The 16,339-nt window shown below is 68.5% G+C and carries 11 protein-coding genes; 8 read left to right on the top strand and 3 right to left on the bottom strand.

Annotation, left to right across the window (positions count from 1 at the left end):
- The first annotated feature begins 32 nt into the window (after positions 1 to 32).
- Positions 33 to 3,947: a DNA-directed RNA polymerase subunit beta' gene (locus tag J7E97_RS06740; protein WP_215023407.1), complete on the top strand. Its 3,915-nt coding sequence runs from the start codon at positions 33 to 35 to the stop codon at positions 3,945 to 3,947.
- 99 nt (positions 3,948 to 4,046) lie between these two features.
- Here J7E97_RS06740 and J7E97_RS06745 read toward each other — a convergent pair whose 3' ends face one another.
- Complete coding sequence (locus J7E97_RS06745; protein ID WP_251053983.1) at positions 4,047 to 6,530, bottom strand: YfhO family protein; 2,484 nt, start codon at positions 6,528 to 6,530, stop codon at positions 4,047 to 4,049.
- Between the two features lie 486 nt (positions 6,531 to 7,016).
- Between J7E97_RS06745 and rpsL the strand changes: the two genes are divergently transcribed.
- The 4 genes from rpsL to tuf all read left to right on the top strand — a co-directional run bounded on the left by rpsL (position 7,017) and on the right by tuf (position 11,372).
- Positions 7,017 to 7,388, top strand: a complete 372-nt coding sequence (gene rpsL / locus J7E97_RS06750; protein WP_007265893.1) for a 30S ribosomal protein S12 — start codon at positions 7,017 to 7,019, stop codon at positions 7,386 to 7,388.
- 2 nt (positions 7,389 to 7,390) lie between these two features.
- The gene (rpsG, locus tag J7E97_RS06755; RefSeq protein ID WP_215023410.1) at positions 7,391 to 7,861 is read left to right on the top strand and encodes a 30S ribosomal protein S7; all 471 of its coding nucleotides are present in this window, start codon (positions 7,391 to 7,393) and stop codon (positions 7,859 to 7,861) included.
- Between the two features lie 39 nt (positions 7,862 to 7,900).
- Entirely contained in the window at positions 7,901 to 10,030 is a 2,130-nt protein-coding gene (gene fusA, locus J7E97_RS06760) for an elongation factor G (protein ID WP_215023412.1), read from the top strand.
- 148 nt (positions 10,031 to 10,178) lie between these two features.
- Complete coding sequence (gene tuf, locus J7E97_RS06765) at positions 10,179 to 11,372, top strand: elongation factor Tu (RefSeq protein ID WP_215023414.1); 1,194 nt, start codon at positions 10,179 to 10,181, stop codon at positions 11,370 to 11,372.
- A gap of 174 nt (positions 11,373 to 11,546) precedes the next feature.
- Here the strand turns inward: tuf and rfbC are convergent, their stop codons facing one another.
- On the bottom strand, positions 11,547 to 12,146 hold the full coding sequence (gene rfbC / locus J7E97_RS06770) for a dTDP-4-dehydrorhamnose 3,5-epimerase (protein ID WP_215023416.1): 600 nt from the start codon (positions 12,144 to 12,146) through the stop codon (positions 11,547 to 11,549).
- On the bottom strand, positions 12,143 to 13,018 hold the full coding sequence (rfbA, locus tag J7E97_RS06775; protein ID WP_215023418.1) for a glucose-1-phosphate thymidylyltransferase RfbA: 876 nt from the start codon (positions 13,016 to 13,018) through the stop codon (positions 12,143 to 12,145). Before rfbA ends, rfbC begins: the two co-directional genes overlap by 4 nt.
- A gap of 81 nt (positions 13,019 to 13,099) precedes the next feature.
- Here rfbA and rfbB point away from each other — a divergent pair, with 81 nt between their 5' ends.
- From rfbB to J7E97_RS06790, 3 genes are read left to right on the top strand one after another with little or no spacing between them, the layout of a single operon-like run.
- Positions 13,100 to 14,077, top strand: coding sequence for a dTDP-glucose 4,6-dehydratase (rfbB, locus tag J7E97_RS06780; protein WP_215023420.1), 978 nt, complete (start codon positions 13,100 to 13,102; stop codon positions 14,075 to 14,077).
- Positions 14,074 to 15,009: a dTDP-4-dehydrorhamnose reductase gene (gene rfbD, locus J7E97_RS06785; RefSeq protein ID WP_308346413.1), complete on the top strand. Its 936-nt coding sequence runs from the start codon at positions 14,074 to 14,076 to the stop codon at positions 15,007 to 15,009. The genes rfbB and rfbD overlap by 4 nt, the downstream gene beginning before the upstream one ends.
- On the top strand, positions 15,006 to 16,337 hold the full coding sequence (locus J7E97_RS06790; RefSeq protein WP_215023422.1) for a lipopolysaccharide biosynthesis protein: 1,332 nt from the start codon (positions 15,006 to 15,008) through the stop codon (positions 16,335 to 16,337). The genes rfbD and J7E97_RS06790 overlap by 4 nt, the downstream gene beginning before the upstream one ends.
- Positions 16,338 to 16,339: the final 2 nt, after the last annotated feature.

Below are 16,339 nucleotides of genomic sequence, written 5' to 3' on the forward strand. Positions count from 1 at the left end.
AGACTCGACCCCGAAAGAGGGATTGACGCACAGTGCTCGACGTCAACTTCTTCGACGAGCTGCGGATCGGCCTTGCCACCGCGGACGACATCCGAACCTGGTCCCACGGCGAGGTCAAGAAGCCGGAGACCATCAACTACCGCACCCTCAAGCCCGAGAAGGACGGACTCTTCTGCGAGAAGATCTTCGGCCCGACCCGGGACTGGGAGTGCTACTGCGGCAAGTACAAGCGTGTCCGCTTCAAGGGCATCATCTGTGAGCGTTGTGGCGTCGAAGTCACGCGCGCCAAGGTGCGCCGCGAGCGGATGGGCCACATCGAGCTTGCCGCTCCCGTCACCCACATCTGGTACTTCAAGGGCGTCCCGTCACGCCTCGGATACCTGCTGGACCTCGCGCCGAAGGACCTCGAAAAGGTCATCTACTTCGCCGCGTACATGATCACGTTCGTGGACGACGAGCGCCGCACCCGCGACCTCCCGTCCCTGGAGGCGCACGTCTCCATCGAGCGCCAGCAGATCGAGAACCGACGCGACTCGGACCTCGAAGGCCGTGCCAAGAAGCTCGAGACCGACCTAGCCGAGCTCGAGGCCGAGGGCGCGAAGGCCGACGTACGCCGCAAGGTGCGCGAAGGTGCCGAGCGCGAGATGAAGCAGCTCCGTGACCGCGCCCAGCGCGAGATCGACCGCCTCGACGAGGTCTGGGCCCGCTTCAAGAACCTCAAGGTCCAGGACCTCGAGGGCGACGAGCTGCTCTACCGCGAGCTGCGCGACCGCTTCGGTACGTACTTCGACGGTTGCATGGGCGCCGCGGCGCTGCAGAAGCGTCTGGAGTCCTTCGACCTCGACGAGGAGGCCGAGCGCCTCCGCGAGATCATCCGTACCGGCAAGGGCCAGAAGAAGACCCGTGCGCTCAAGCGCCTCAAGGTCGTCTCGGCGTTCCTGCAGACCAGCAACAAGCCCAAGGGCATGGTTCTGGACTGCGTCCCGGTCATCCCGCCGGACCTGCGTCCGATGGTGCAGCTGGACGGTGGCCGCTTCGCGACCTCCGACCTGAACGACCTGTACCGCCGCGTGATCAACCGCAACAACCGTCTGAAGCGTCTCCTCGACCTCGGTGCCCCCGAGATCATCGTGAACAACGAGAAGCGCATGCTTCAGGAGGCCGTGGACGCCCTCTTCGACAACGGTCGTCGTGGTCGTCCGGTGACCGGTCCCGGTAACCGTCCGCTGAAGTCCCTGAGCGACATGCTCAAGGGCAAGCAGGGTCGATTCCGTCAGAACCTCCTCGGCAAGCGCGTGGACTACTCCGCGCGTTCCGTGATCGTCGTCGGCCCGCAGCTGAAGCTGCACCAGTGTGGTCTGCCCAAGGCCATGGCGCTGGAGCTCTTCAAGCCGTTCGTGATGAAGCGCCTGGTGGACCTGAACCACGCGCAGAACATCAAGTCGGCGAAGCGCATGGTCGAGCGCGGCCGCACGGTCGTCTACGACGTGCTCGAAGAGGTCATCGCCGAGCACCCGGTCCTGCTGAACCGTGCGCCCACGCTGCACCGCCTCGGCATCCAGGCCTTCGAGCCCCAGCTGGTCGAAGGCAAGGCCATCCAGATCCACCCGCTCGTCTGCACCGCGTTCAACGCGGACTTCGACGGTGACCAGATGGCCGTGCACCTGCCGCTTTCGGCAGAGGCGCAGGCCGAGGCCCGCATCCTGATGCTGTCCTCGAACAACATCCTGAAGCCGGCCGACGGTCGTCCCGTCACCATGCCGACCCAGGACATGGTGCTGGGTCTGTTCTTCCTCACCACCGACGGCGAGCTCCGTGACGTCAAGGGCGAGGGCCGCGCGTTCGGCTCCTCGGCCGAGGCGATCATGGCGTTCGACAACGGTGAGCTGGCGCTCCAGTCGGCCGTCGACATCCGCTTCCCGGTGGGCACCATCCCGCCGCGTGGCTGGGTGCCCCCGGTCACCGAGAGCGGGGACGACGGCGTCGCGGAGCGAGAGTTCCAGCAGGGCGACAGCTTCCGTCTGCGCACCACCCTGGGCCGCGCGCTCTTCAACGAGCTGCTGCCCGAGGACTACCCGTTCGTCGACTACTCGGTGGGCAAGAAGCAGCTCTCCGAGATCGTCAACGACCTGGCGGAGCGCTACCCCAAGGTCATCGTGGCGGCGACGCTCGACAACCTGAAGGCGGCCGGCTTCCACTGGGCGACCCGTTCGGGCGTCACCGTGGCCATCTCCGACGTCGTCGTGCCCGAGGCCAAGAAGGCCATCGTCAAGGGCTACGAGGAGCTGGACGAGAAGGTCCAGAAGCAGTACGAGCGCGGTCTGATCACCAAGGACGAGCGCACGCAGGAGCTCATCGCGATCTGGACCAAGGCGACCAACGAGGTTGCCGAGGCGATGAACGCGAACTTCCCCAAGACGAACCCCATCTTCATGATGGTTGACTCGGGTGCCCGAGGAAACATGATGCAGATGCGACAGATCGCCGGTATGCGTGGTCTGGTGTCGAACGCGAAGAACGAGACCATCCCGCGTCCGATCAAGGCGTCCTTCCGTGAGGGCCTCACCGTTCTGGAGTACTTCATCTCCACGCACGGTGCCCGTAAGGGTCTGGCGGACACCGCCCTGCGTACCGCCGACTCGGGTTACCTGACCCGTCGTCTGGTGGACGTCTCGCAGGACGTGATCATCCGCGAGGAGGACTGCGGTACCGAGCGCGGCCTCAAGCTGAAGATCGGTGTCAAGGACGAGTCGGGCGTGCTGCGCAAGGCCGACGACGTCGAGACCTCCATCTACGCCCGCATGCTGGCCGAAGACGTCGTCATCGACGGCAAGGTCATCGCGCCGGCGAACGTGGACCTCGGTGACGTGCTCATCGACGCCCTCATCGCGAACGGCGTCGAGGAGGTCAAGACCCGCTCGGTCCTGACCTGTGAGTCCGCAGTCGGCACCTGTGCCTTCTGCTACGGACGCTCGCTCGCCACCGGCAAGCTGGTCGACATCGGTGAGGCGGTCGGCATCATCGCCGCCCAGTCCATCGGTGAGCCCGGTACCCAGCTGACGATGCGTACCTTCCACACCGGTGGTGTGGCCGGTGACGACATCACGCAGGGTCTGCCGCGTGTCGTCGAGCTCTTCGAGGCCCGTACCCCGAAGGGTGTCGCCCCGATCTCCGAAGCCGCCGGCCGCGTGCGGATCGAGGAGACCGAGAAGACCAAGAAGATCGTCATCATGCCGGACGACGGCAGCGAGGAGACGGCCTTCCCGATCTCCAAGCGCGCCAAGGTCATCGTCGGCGAGGGCGACCACGTCGAGGTCGGCCAGAAGCTCACCATGGGTGCGACCAACCCGCACGACGTGCTGCGCATCCTCGGCCAGCGTGCGGTCCAGGTCCACCTGGTCGGCGAAGTCCAGAAGGTCTACAACTCGCAGGGCGTGTCGATCCACGACAAGCACATCGAGATCATCATCCGGCAGATGCTCCGCCGCGTGACGATCATCGAGTCCGGCGACGCGGAGCTCCTGCCGGGCGAGCTCGTCGAGCGGTCGAAGTTCGAGACCGAGAACCGTCGTGTGGTCACCGAGGGCGGTCACCCCGCCTCCGGCCGTCCGCAGCTGATGGGTATCACCAAGGCCTCGCTCGCCACCGAGTCGTGGCTGTCGGCGGCGTCCTTCCAGGAGACGACCAGGGTTCTGACGGACGCGGCGATCAACGCCAAGTCCGACTCCCTGATCGGCCTCAAGGAGAACGTCATCATCGGTAAGCTCATCCCGGCCGGTACGGGCCTCGCCCGTTACCGCAACATCCGGGTCGAGCCGACCGAGGAAGCCAAGGCCGCGATGTACTCGGCCGTCGGCTACGACGACATCGACTACTCGCCCTTCGGCACCGGCTCCGGCCAGGCCGTCCCGCTGGAGGACTACGACTACGGCCCGTACAACGGCTGAGGTCTTGAGCAGTAGGTAGTACGAAGAAGCCCCCCGCGGCTCCGAGAGGAGCGGCGGGGGGCTTCTTCGTGTCCGGGGAGCCGCCGGGAGCGGGCCGGATCAGCGCCGGTCGCGCCGGCGCAGGGCCGCCGCCGTGGCTGAGGCCAGGGCCAGGAGGGACAGGGCGGCGCCTGCGAGGCCCGGGGTGAGGCCCTTCGGGGTGAAGGTGCAGGAGAGTTTGTCGGTGCCGGTGGGGATGGTCATGGAGACCAGGCCGTGGAAGCTCTTCACCGGGGCGCTGCAACTCCAGCCGGGGACGTCGGTCATCGCGAAGACGGCGGTGCCCGTGGCGCCCTTCGGGAGGGTGGCTTCGATGGTGTGGCCGCCGGCGGTGACCTTCGTGGCGCCCGTGGAGGTCAGCCGGCCGACGGCCCGGGTGAGCGCGGCGCGGTCCAGGCAGCCGATGGGGTGGCGGCCGGCGGTCGCGTCCTTGGTCCGGGTCGTCACCGTGACCGCGACCGTGCCCTCCGCGGGTACCTCGCCGAGCGGCAGGACGCCCGTCATGCGGTCTTCCAGGGGCGTGTGCGTGCCGCCGGAGGTGAGGGTGCCGTAGAGCGCCGGGGAGTACCAGAAGGCCTCGGAGCCGGGCGCGCACCGGGCGGCGTAGGTCTGCTCCGTGGCGGTGCCGCCGGCGCGGACGGACGGGACCTCGTAGACGGTGGCGCCCAGCACGTTCTCCTGGCGGGCGTAGACGCTGTCCGCCGGGTGCGGGGAGGCGTACGGACCGCTGCGGATCGTGACCAGGGGCGGGGCGGGGAACTTCGCGCCCGTCCAGGTGTTCGGGGCGGCGCCGGGGCGGACGCGGGCGCCGATCGAGAAGATCGCGTCCAGCACGGGGTTGTCGGCGCCGAAGAAGGTCCGGCCGTCGTTCTTGTAGCCGTAGCCGAGCGGCTCCAGCGCCTGGTAGGTGACCTCGGGCAGGTAGCTGCTGTAGTACTGCGGACCCTCCGCCCGCAGGGCGAGCGCGTCGTTGTACGAGGTCTGCGGCGCGCCCGAGTCGGTCCGGTGGGCGGGCCAGCCGTCCACGGACCGGACGGCTTCGAAGTGGCGGGTGATCGACGCGTTCGAGGTGGCGACGGGCTTCGCCCAGCGTTCGCGCGAGCGGCGGACGTCCGCGTTGTCGGCGGCGGCCGTGGACTCGACGAAGACGACGCCGGTCATCAGCACCGCGGCCAGGGGGATCAGCATCCGCCGCTTCTCGCCCAGCGCCAGCAGGACCAGGGCCAGCAGGGACACCGCTCCGCCGCCGAGGACGGCGGGCCAGGTGGCGCCGCCGAAGTCGTTGGTGTGGCGCAGCGCGAAGGTGGCGGCGACCAGCAGGGCGGCGGCCAGGGCCAGGTGCAGGGGGCGCGGGCGGTTGGCCAGGGACAGCCAGGCGACGATCACCACCATCCCGCTGAAGACGAAGGCCTCGCGGTAGGGGTTGCCGTTCGGCACCGCCAGCCCGTGCCACACGTACTGGGTGGGCGGGAACTGGAAGGAGAGCAGGACCAGCAGCGTCGCCGCCGCCCACACCAGGCGGGTCTTCTTCGCGATGGAGGAGTTCAGGAGGAACGACCCGGCCAGGATCAGGCCGAGCGAGGCCACGTACAGCCGGGGCCGGCCGCCCCACAGGTAGGTGCCGGGGAGCATGCCCGTCAGGAAGATCTCGATCCGCACCGGATCGAACGCGGCGGCCCTGGTCGGTTGCGCGGCCCCGCTGGAGAGGAACGACGGCAGGAGCAGGGGGAGCGTGAGCAGGATGCCCGTCGCGGTGGCGGTCGCCGCCCGCCACAGGGTGCGCAGCCGCTGCGCGCCGGTCAGGTCGAGGACGACGAGGCGGACGGCCAGCAGCACGCAGGCGGCCATCGTGGCCATCATCGCGGTGTAGAAGTTCCCGTACCAGGCGAGTGCGACCAGCAGGGCCACGCCGGGCCAGCGGCGCTGCTCCAGGCACCACTCGACGGCGATGCCGAGGAGGGGGAGGGCCACCAGGCCCCAGAGCCACATGGGGATGTACGAGGCGTCGCTCAGCGCCCAGCCGCACAGGCCGTACACGGCTCCGAGCACGCCGCGCTGCCACCACGGGCCGGGGTGCAGCTTGCCGAGGTAGACGGCCATCAGGGCGGCGGCGGTGCCCATGGTGAGGGGGGTGAGCGCGAAGACGGCGAGGTCCACGTGGGCGCGGGGGACGAGGACGGCCAGCCAGGAGAAGGGGTTGCCGAGGTACGTGTAGTAGTCGGACAGGAACTGCTGGCCGAAGCCGCCGCGCCAGGTGAAGAGCAGGTCCCCGGCGGCCTGGCCGTGGACCAGGTCCCACAGGGCCCGGTGGAAGGGCACGTACTGGTTGGCCTGGTCGTTGACGGCGCGGCCGGTGTTCCCGAAGGGGAAGGTGCCGCGCGTCGCCCAGGAGGCGCAGAAGGCGCCCGCGGTGACGAGGAAGGCGAGCAGCGGGGCCCGGAGCCGCCGCAGGAGCCGGCTGCCGCGGCCGGCGCGGACCCGCTCCCGGTCCGGCGGGTCGGGCGGGCCGTCGGTCATCGCCGGCTCGGTCGTGGCCGTCCCCAATGTCCCGCTCCCTGGTGTGATGGTGCCTGGTGGTTCCGTTTGGGCCGAATCGCCGTTTGGCCGAATCGCTGGGCAGTTTAGTTCGCCGGGCGCTCGGCGCCCGCCCGAAAAGGGGCGTTCGGGGCCCCTGTTCGAGCGGCCCCGGCGGCTCGGGACGTAGCACACGCGCACCATGTCCGCACATCGGAGGGACCGCACCCGGCTCTCGGCCGTGCGGCTACTGGCCTGCGGGTACTCCGGGCAGCCGGGTCGGGGGCTTTTGTTTTGACCGGAGTGGATGCGGTAGGTACGCTCAGACCTTGTGCCTGGGGTGTGCCTGGGCTCCTGTGCGTGTCCATCAACCGCACTCGAGTCGAATCGGGCCACTGCGATTCATGCGTTTCCGCGCTTGCGCGGGAGTCCGCCGGATCCGACACACCCGACCGCGTGGGTCGGCAAATGTTCCAGGTTAGTTTCACTACACGGCACACAGAAACCGGAGAAGTAGTGCCTACGATCCAGCAGCTGGTCCGTAAGGGCCGGCAGGACAAGGTCGAGAAGACCAAGACCCCCGCGCTCGAGGCTTCGCCCCAGCGCCGCGGCGTCTGCACGCGTGTGTTCACGACCACCCCGAAGAAGCCGAACTCGGCGCTCCGTAAGGTCGCGCGCGTGCGTCTGACCTCCGGCATCGAGGTCACGGCCTACATTCCGGGTGAGGGACACAACCTGCAGGAGCACTCGATCGTGCTCGTGCGTGGTGGCCGTGTGAAGGACCTGCCGGGTGTTCGTTACAAGATCATCCGCGGTGCGCTTGACACTCAGGCTGTCAAGAACCGCAAGCAGGCCCGCAGCCGCTACGGCGCCAAGAAGGAGAAGTAGAAATGCCTCGTAAGGGCCCCGCCCCGAAGCGCCCGGTCATCATCGACCCGGTCTATGCATCTCCTCTGGTGACGTCGCTCATCAACAAGATCCTCCTGAACGGCAAGCGCTCCACCGCCGAGCGCATCGTTTACGGCGCCATGGAAGGCCTCCGCGAGAAGACCGGCAACGACCCGGTCATCACGCTGAAGCGCGCGCTCGAGAACGTCAAGCCGTCCCTCGAGGTCAAGTCCCGTCGTGTCGGTGGCGCCACCTACCAGGTGCCGATCGAGGTCAAGCCGGGCCGTCAGTCGACCCTCGCGCTGCGCTGGCTCGTGGGTTACTCCCGCGCCCGCCGCGAGAAGACGATGACCGAGCGCCTCATGAACGAGCTGCTCGACGCCTCCAACGGTCTTGGCGCTGCCGTCAAGAAGCGCGAGGACACCCACAAGATGGCCGAGTCCAACAAGGCCTTCGCGCACTACCGCTGGTAGTCCCAACCCACATCGAGACCGAGAGAAGACTGAGCCGATATGGCTACCACTTCGCTTGACCTGGCCAAGGTGCGCAACATCGGCATCATGGCTCACATCGACGCGGGCAAGACGACCACCACCGAGCGCATCCTGTTCTACACCGGTGTGTCTTACAAGATCGGTGAAGTCCACGACGGCGCTGCCACGATGGACTGGATGGAGCAGGAGCAGGAGCGCGGCATCACGATCACGTCTGCCGCGACGACCTGCCACTGGCCGCTCGAAGACGTCGACCACACCATCAACATCATCGACACCCCGGGTCACGTTGACTTCACGGTCGAGGTGGAGCGTTCGCTCCGCGTCCTCGACGGTGCCGTCACCGTGTTCGACGGTGTCGCCGGTGTGGAGCCGCAGTCCGAGACCGTCTGGCGTCAGGCCGACCGCTACGGCGTGCCGCGCATCTGCTTCGTCAACAAGCTGGACCGCACCGGCGCCGAGTTCCACCGCTGTGTCGACATGATCAAGGACCGCCTCGGTGCGGTTCCGATCGTCATGCAGCTCCCCATCGGCTCCGAGATGGACTTCCAGGGCGTTGTCGACCTGGTCACCATGAAGGCGTTCGTTTGGTCCGCCGAGGCGACCAAGGGCGAGATGTACGACATCGTCGACATCCCGGACACCCACAAGGAAGCCGCTGAAGAGTGGCACGCCAAGCTGGTCGAGACGGTCGCCGAGAACGACGACCAGATCATGGAGCTGTTCCTCGAGGGCGTCGAGCCCACCGTCGAGCAGCTGCACGAGGCCGTGCGCCGCATCATCATCGGTTCCGGCAAGGGCCACGGCGCCACGATCACCGCGGTGTTCTGTGGCACGGCGTTCAAGAACAAGGGCGTTCAGCCCCTGCTCGACGCCGTCGTCCGCTACCTCCCGTCGCCCCTGGACATCGAGGCCATCGAAGGCCACGACGTCAAGGACGCCGAGGTCGTCGTGAAGCGCAAGCCTTCGGACGACGAGCCCCTCGCGGCGCTCGCGTTCAAGATCATGCGCGACCCGCACCTCGGCAAGCTCACCTTCGTCCGGGTTTACTCGGGCCGCCTGGAGGCCGGCACTGCGGTGCTGAACTCCGTCAAGGGCAAGAAGGAGCGCATCGGCAAGATCTACCGCATGCACGCCAACAAGCGTGAAGAGATCGAAGCGGTGGGCGCCGGTGACATCGTCGCCGTCATGGGCCTGAAGCAGACCACCACCGGTGAGACGCTGTGTGACGACAAGGCACCCGTGATCCTGGAGTCCATGGACTTCCCGGCTCCGGTCATCCAGGTCGCCATCGAGCCCAAGTCCAAGGGTGACCAGGAGAAGCTGGGTGTCGCCATCCAGTCTCTCGCGGAGGAGGACCCCTCCTTCCACGTTCACTCGGACGAAGAGACCGGCCAGACCATCCTCGGCGGTATGGGCGAGCTGCACCTCGAGGTGCTGGTCGACCGTATGAAGCGCGAGTTCAAGGTCGAGGCCAACGTCGGCAAGCCGCAGGTCGCTTACCGCGAGACGATCCGCCAGACGGTGGAGCGTCACGACTACACCCACAAGAAGCAGACCGGTGGTACCGGTCAGTTCGCCAAGGTGCAGATCGCGATCGAGCCGATCCTCGAGGCCGACGGTCCGGCGTACGAGTTCGTGAACAAGGTCACCGGTGGCCGCATCCCGAGGGAGTACATCCCCTCGGTCGACGCGGGTGCGCAGGAAGCCATGAAGTTCGGCATCCTCGCCGGCTACGAGATGACCGGCGTCCGCGTCATCCTTCTCGACGGTGGCTACCACGAGGTCGACTCCTCCGAGCTCGCCTTCAAGATCGCCGGTTCGCAGGCCTTCAAGGAGGCCGCGCGCAAGGCTTCTCCCGTGCTCCTCGAGCCGATGATGGCCGTCGAGGTCACCACGCCGGAGGAGTCCATGGGTGACGTCATCGGTGACATCAACTCCCGCCGTGGCCAGATCCAGGCCATGGAGGAGCGTCACGGTGCTCGCCTCGTGAAGGGCCTCGTGCCCCTCTCGGAGATGTTCGGCTACGTCGGAGACCTCCGCAGCAAGACCTCGGGTCGCGCCAGCTACTCGATGCAGTTCGACTCCTACGCCGAGGTTCCCCGGAACGTCGCTGAGGAGATCATCGCGAAGGCCAAGGGCGAGTAACTCTTCCGAGTACACGCTTTAGGCTTGTCACCGGAGCCTCTGGGGCAACAGGAGCAACCCTCCTTTGCCCCGGAGGAACCGGCTATCCAGCAAAGATCACCTGGCGCCGATGAGCAAGGCGTACAGAACCACTCTCCAGGAGGACCCCGTGGCGAAGGCGAAGTTCGAGCGGACTAAGCCGCACGTCAACATCGGCACCATCGGTCACATTGACCACGGTAAGACGACCCTCACGGCCGCCATTACCAAGGTGCTGCACGACGCGTACCCGGACCTGAACGAGGCCTCGGCCTTCGACCAGATCGACAAGGCTCCTGAGGAGCGCCAGCGCGGTATCACCATCTCCATCGCGCACGTCGAGTACCAGACCGAGGCGCGTCACTACGCCCACGTCGACTGCCCGGGTCACGCGGACTACATCAAGAACATGATCACCGGTGCCGCGCAGATGGACGGCGCGATCCTCGTGGTCGCCGCCACCGACGGCCCGATGCCGCAGACCAAGGAGCACGTGCTCCTGGCCCGCCAGGTCGGCGTCCCCTCCATCGTCGTCGCCCTGAACAAGGCCGACATGGTGGACGACGAGGAGATCCTGGAGCTCGTCGAGCTCGAGGTTCGCGAGCTCCTCTCCGACTACGACTTCCCGGGCGACGACCTTCCGGTCGTCCGCGTCTCCGCGCTGAAGGCGCTCGAGGGCGACAAGGAGTGGGGCGAGAAGCTTCTCGGCCTCATGACTGCCGTCGACGACTTCATCCCGACCCCCCCGCGTGACGTCGAGATGCCGTTCCTCATGCCCGTCGAGGACGTCTTCACGATCACCGGTCGCGGTACCGTCGTCACCGGTCGTATCGAGCGTGGTGTCCTGAAGGTCAACGAGACCGTCGACATCATCGGTATCAAGGAGACCAAGACCACCACCACGGTCACCGGTATCGAGATGTTCCGCAAGCTGCTCGACGAGGGCCAGGCGGGCGAGAACGTCGGTCTGCTCCTCCGTGGCATCAAGCGCGAGGATGTCGAGCGCGGCCAGGTCATCATCAAGCCCGGTTCGGTCACCCCGCACACCGAGTTCGAGGCCCAGGCCTACATCCTGTCGAAGGACGAGGGTGGCCGTCACACCCCCTTCTTCAACAACTACCGTCCGCAGTTCTACTTCCGTACCACGGACGTCACGGGTGTCGTCACCCTGCCGGCCGGCACGGAGATGGTCATGCCGGGCGACAACACCGAGATGACGGTCGCGCTGATCCAGCCGGTCGCCATGGAGGAAGGCCTCAAGTTCGCCATCCGTGAGGGTGGTCGTACCGTGGGCGCCGGCCAGGTCACCAAGATCACGAAGTAATTCGTGTTCTGACCTGGTAGCTCGCGCGAGCGGGCACCATGTTTGACAGGAGGGCCCCTTCCCCGTCGTTCGCGCGACGGGGGAGGGGCCCTTCTCGTACGCGCCCGCCTGCCCGGGCGTACGAAAAAGGGCCGCACCCCCGGGGGGTGCGGCCCTTTTCGCGTACGGCGGCGGTCAGTTCACGCGCAGGGACCGCGTGAACTCCAGGCAGGCCGCGTGGTCGGGCAGCAGGCCCGACGCGAGGGCGTCGGCCAGCGAGGGCGCCGCCTCGTCGCGGGCGGACAGCAGCCGGACGTCCGCCGGCCAGTCGATGCCCAGGTCCGGATCGAGCGGGTGCACCGAGTGCTCGCCCGTCGGGTTGTACGTCTCGGAGCAGAGGTAGGACAGCGTGGCGTCGTCGCTCAGCGCGCAGAAGCCGTGGCCCATCCCCTCGGGGATGTAGACCGCACGGCGGTCCACGTCGTCCAGCCGGACGCCCTCCCAGCGGCCGAAGGTCGGGGAGCCGACCCGCAGGTCCACGATGACGTCGAGCACGGCGCCGCGCACGCAAGTGACGTACTTGGCCTGGCCGCGCGGGACGTCGGCGAAGTGGATGCCGCGCACCACGCCGCGCTGGGAGACGGAGAGGTTCGCCTGCGCCAGGTTCAGCGGGTGCCCGACGACCTCGGCGAGGCGGTCGAAGCGGTACCACTCCATGAACATGCCGCGCGGGTCACCGTGCTGCTGAGGGGTGATCTCGAATACGCCCTCGAGGGGGAGTTCGCGGAACTTCACCGGGAGGCCTCCTCTTCGAGCAGGCCGATCAGGTAGTCCCCGTAGCCGCTCTTGGTGAGCGGCTCGGCGAGCGCGCGCAGCTGCGCGGAGTCGATGAGCCCGGCCCGCCAGGCGGCCTCCTCGATGCAGCCGATCTTGAAGCCCTGGCGCTCCTCGATCACGCGCACGAACTCCGAGGCCTGCACCATCGAGACGAAGGTGCCCGTGTCCAGCCAGGCGGTACCGCGGTCGAGGATGGTGACATTGAGCTCACCGGCCTGGAGGTACGCGTCGTTGACGGCGGTGATCTCCAGTTCGCCGCGGGCGCTGGGCTTCAGGCCGCGGGCGATCTCCACGACGCGGTTGTCGTAGAAGTAGAGGCCCGGCACGGCGTAGCGCGACTTGGGCCGGGCCGGCTTCTCCTCGATGGAGATGGCCTGGCCGTTCGCGTCGAACTCCACGACGCCGTACGCCGTCGGGTCCGCCACCGGGTACGCGAAGACCCGGCCGCCCTTGGAGTCGGTGTGCTCGGCCAGGCGGGTGCCGAGGCCACTGCCGTGGAAGATGTTGTCGCCGAGGATCAGGGCGACGGAGTCCTCTCCGATGAAGTCGGCGCCGAGGACGAAGGCCTGGGCGATGCCCTCGGGGCGCTCCTGGACGGCGTACTCCAGCCGGATGCCGAACTGCGAGCCGTCGCCGAGCAGACGCTCGAACTGGTCGCGGTCCTCCGGGGTGGTGATGACGAGGATCTCGCTGATCCCGGCCATGACCAGCGTCGAAAGCGGGTAGTAGATCATCGGCTTGTCGAAGACGGGCAGCAGTTGCTTCGAGACTGCCCGCGTCAGCGGCCAGAGTCGGGATCCGGTGCCGCCGGCCAAGAGAATTCCACGCATGCGCCCACAGTATGCGAGAGCCCGGGGGGCGTGAGGCTGGGCCCGGGGGCGGAGTAGGCGAGCGGCTAGACTGTTTGTATTATGCGCATCCTTGTGACCGGCGGCGCCGGCTTCATCGGTTCAGAATTCGTCCGCCAGCAGCTCGGTTCAGACCCCTCCGCCCAGATCACCGTCTTCGACAAGCTGACGTATTCGGGCGTCGAAGCCAACCTCGCCCCGGTCGCGCACCTCCCCGGCTACGCCTTCGTCAAGGGCGACATCTGTGATGCCGACGCCGTCGACCAGGTGATGCCCGGCCACGACGTCGTCGTGCACTTCGCCGCCGAGTCCCACGTGGACCGTTCGATCGCCGGCGCCGGACCCTTCGTGATGACCAACGTCGTGGGCACCCAGGTCCTCCTGGACTCCGCCCGCAAGCACGGCGTCGGCCGCTTCGTCCACATCTCCACCGACGAGGTGTACGGCTCGATCGCCGAGGGCTCCTGGACCGAGGAGTGGCCGCTGGTGCCCAACTCCCCGTACTCCGCCTCGAAGGCCTCCTCCGACCTGCTCGCGCTGGCCTACGCCCGCACGCACGGGATGGACGTCGTCGTCACGCGCTGCTCCAACAACTACGGGCACTACCAGTTCCCGGAGAAGGTCATCCCGCTGTTCGTCTCGAACCTGATGGACGGCAAGAAGGTCCCCCTGTACGGCAACGGCGGCAACGTGCGCGACTGGCTGCACGTCTCCGACCACTGCCGCGGCATTGACCTGGCGATGCGCAAGGGCCGCGGCGGCGAGGTCTACAACATCGGCGGCGGCGTGGAGCTCACCAACAAGGACCTCACCGGCGTCCTGCTCGAGGCCGCCGGCCTCGGCTGGGACATGGTCGAGCCCGTCGAGGACCGCAAGGGCCACGACCTGCGCTACTCCATCGACATCAGCAAGATCGGCTCCGAGCTCGGCTACGCCCCGCAGGTCACCTTCGAGGAAGGCATCGCGTCGACCATCGACTGGTACCGCGAGAACCGCGCTTGGTGGGAGCCGCTGAAGGCGAAGGCGGCGCTCCAGCAGTGACCGTGAACCCCGCCGGCGCGCGCTGGCTCGTCACCGGCGCCGCCGGCATGCTCGGCCAGGACGTCCTGGCCGTCCTGGGGGACGCCGGGATCGAGGCCGCGGGACTTCGCCGCGCCGACCTCGACATCACCGACCCGGCCGCCGTCCGGTCCGCCGTCGAGGGTGCGGCCGTGGTCGTGAACTGTGCCGCGTGGACCGACGTGGACGGCGCGGAGAGCGCCGAAGAGGCCGCCACCGCCGTCAACGGCGCCGGTGTACGGGTCCTCGCCGCGGCCTGCGCCGAGGCGGGAGCGCGCCTGCTGCACGTCTCCACCGACTACGTACTGCCCGGCGACGCCGACCGGCCGTACCCCGAGGACGCCGCGACCGGCCCGGTCAACGCCTACGGCCGCTCCAAGCTGGCCGGCGAAGAGGCCGTGGCCGAACTGCTGCCGCGGGACGGCTACGTGGTCCGCACCGCCTGGCTGTACGGCGAGCACGGCCCGAACTTCGTCGCCACCATGCTGAAGCTGGCCGCCCAGCGGGACACCCTGGACGTCGTCGACGACCAGCACGGCCAGCCCACCTGGTCCTACGCGCTGGCCCGCCGCCTCGTCGAGCTCGGCCTGGCCGCGCTGGACGGCCGCGCCCCCGGCGGCGTCTACCACGGCACCGCGAGCGGCCGGACCACTTGGTTCGGACTGGCCCGCGAGACCTACCGGCTGAGCGGCCTGGATCCCGAGCGGATCCGGCCCACCGACTCCGCCGCCTTCGTACGCCCCGCCGTCCGCCCGGCCTTCAGCGTGCTCGGCCACGACCGCTGGGCCGACGCGGGCCTCGCCCCGCTCGCGGACTGGCGCGAGCAGCTGGCCGAGGCCCTGGCGCTGCCCGCCTTCGCCGCGCCGGCCGGCGCGGAGAGGAACGGCAGTCCGGGAGACGGCAGCACAGCATGAAGGCCCTGCTGAGCAAGGCCGCCTCGGCCCTGCCGCCGGGCACCGTCGCGGTGGCCGGCGGCACCGTCGTGCTCGGCGCGGCCTCGTACATCCACCTGGGCGTGGCCGGCCACAGCCTGTCCACCGAGGCCATGGCGAACGTCTCGGTGCTCTGGACGATCGTCATGGCGATCGGGCTCGGCATCTTCTTCCCCGTCGAGCAGGAGCTCACCCGGATCGTCGCCGCCCGCGCGGTCCAGGGCCACGGCGCGGCCCCCGTCCTGCGGCGGGCCACCCTGCTCACCGGGGCCATGCTCGGCGCGACCCTGCTCGTCCTGGCCGTCGCCGCGGGTCCCCTCGCGGACCTGCTGTTCCGCGGAGACCGCGCGCTGGTGGCGGCGCTCGGCGGTGCCTTCGCCGGCATGGCCGTCTGCTACCTCACCCGTGGCGTGCTGGCCGGCCTCGGCCGGTTCGGCGCGTACGGCACCCAGCTCGCCGTCGACGGCGGTCTGCGCATCCTCCTCGCCTTCGGCTGCGCGGTCTTCGGACTGCACTCCGCGCTCGCCTTCAGCCTCGTCCTGGGCGTCGCGCCCGTCGTGGCCGCTCTGGTCACGCTGCCGACGCTGCTGCGCGTGGTGCGGCCCGGGGAGGAGATCTCCTGGCGCGAGCTGACCGCCGGACTGGGGCTGCTGGTCTGCTCGACCCTGCTCTCCCAGGTCGTCGTCAACGCCGCCGTGATGAGCACCAAGCTCCTCGCGCCCACCGACAGTGTGCTGATCGCGGCCCTGTTGAACGCGCTGGTGCTGGCCCGGGTGCCGCTGTTCGTCTTCGGCTCGCTGCAGGCCTCGCTGCTGGGCGGCCTCAGCGCCGCCTACCAGGCGGGCGACCGGGCGGGCTTCTCGGCGATGCTGCGCCGGATCGGCCTGGTCGTCGGAGCGCTCGGGCTGGTCGGCGGGATCCCCGCCACCGCGCTCGGCCCCTGGCTGATCGAGGTCCTCTTCGACGCCGAGCCGGCCCTGGGCTGCTTCGACTTCTTCCTGTTGTCCGCGGGCACCGTGGCGTACATGTTCGCGATGGTTCTCGGTCAGGCGCTGATGGTATTCAAGCGACACAACCTGCAACTGCTCTGCTGGGCCGTCGGAACCCTCGTACTGACCGGCGTCACCTTCGCCCCGGGCGAGGTGTCCCTCCGGGTGATCCTGGCCTACGCTCTCGGTTCCCTCACCACGGTGCTGGCTATGCTGGCAGTGCTGCGGCTGAAGTTCCCGAGAGCCGTTCCGGGAGCCTTCGACGGATCCGGACAGACGGGCGTCGCGAGCCCCCTGGGCGCCGGCGCGGGTGGGAAGTGACC

This window comes from Streptomyces sp. ISL-66 (genome assembly GCF_018614135.1).
Lineage (GTDB): Bacteria > Actinomycetota > Actinomycetes > Streptomycetales > Streptomycetaceae > Streptomyces.

Excerpts from the sequence above, each read along its gene's own strand:
- rpsG (WP_215023410.1), top strand. The coding sequence starts at position 7,391 with ATGCCTCGTAAGGGCCCCGCCCCGAAGCGCCCGGTCATCATCGACCCG.
- rfbB (WP_215023420.1), top strand. The coding sequence starts at position 13,100 with ATGCGCATCCTTGTGACCGGCGGCGCCGGCTTCATCGGTTCAGAATTC.
- fusA (WP_215023412.1), top strand. The coding sequence starts at position 7,901 with ATGGCTACCACTTCGCTTGACCTGGCCAAGGTGCGCAACATCGGCATC.
- J7E97_RS06790 (WP_215023422.1), top strand. The coding sequence starts at position 15,006 with ATGAAGGCCCTGCTGAGCAAGGCCGCCTCGGCCCTGCCGCCGGGCACC.
- rfbA (WP_215023418.1), bottom strand. The coding sequence starts at position 13,018 with ATGCGTGGAATTCTCTTGGCCGGCGGCACCGGATCCCGACTCTGGCCG.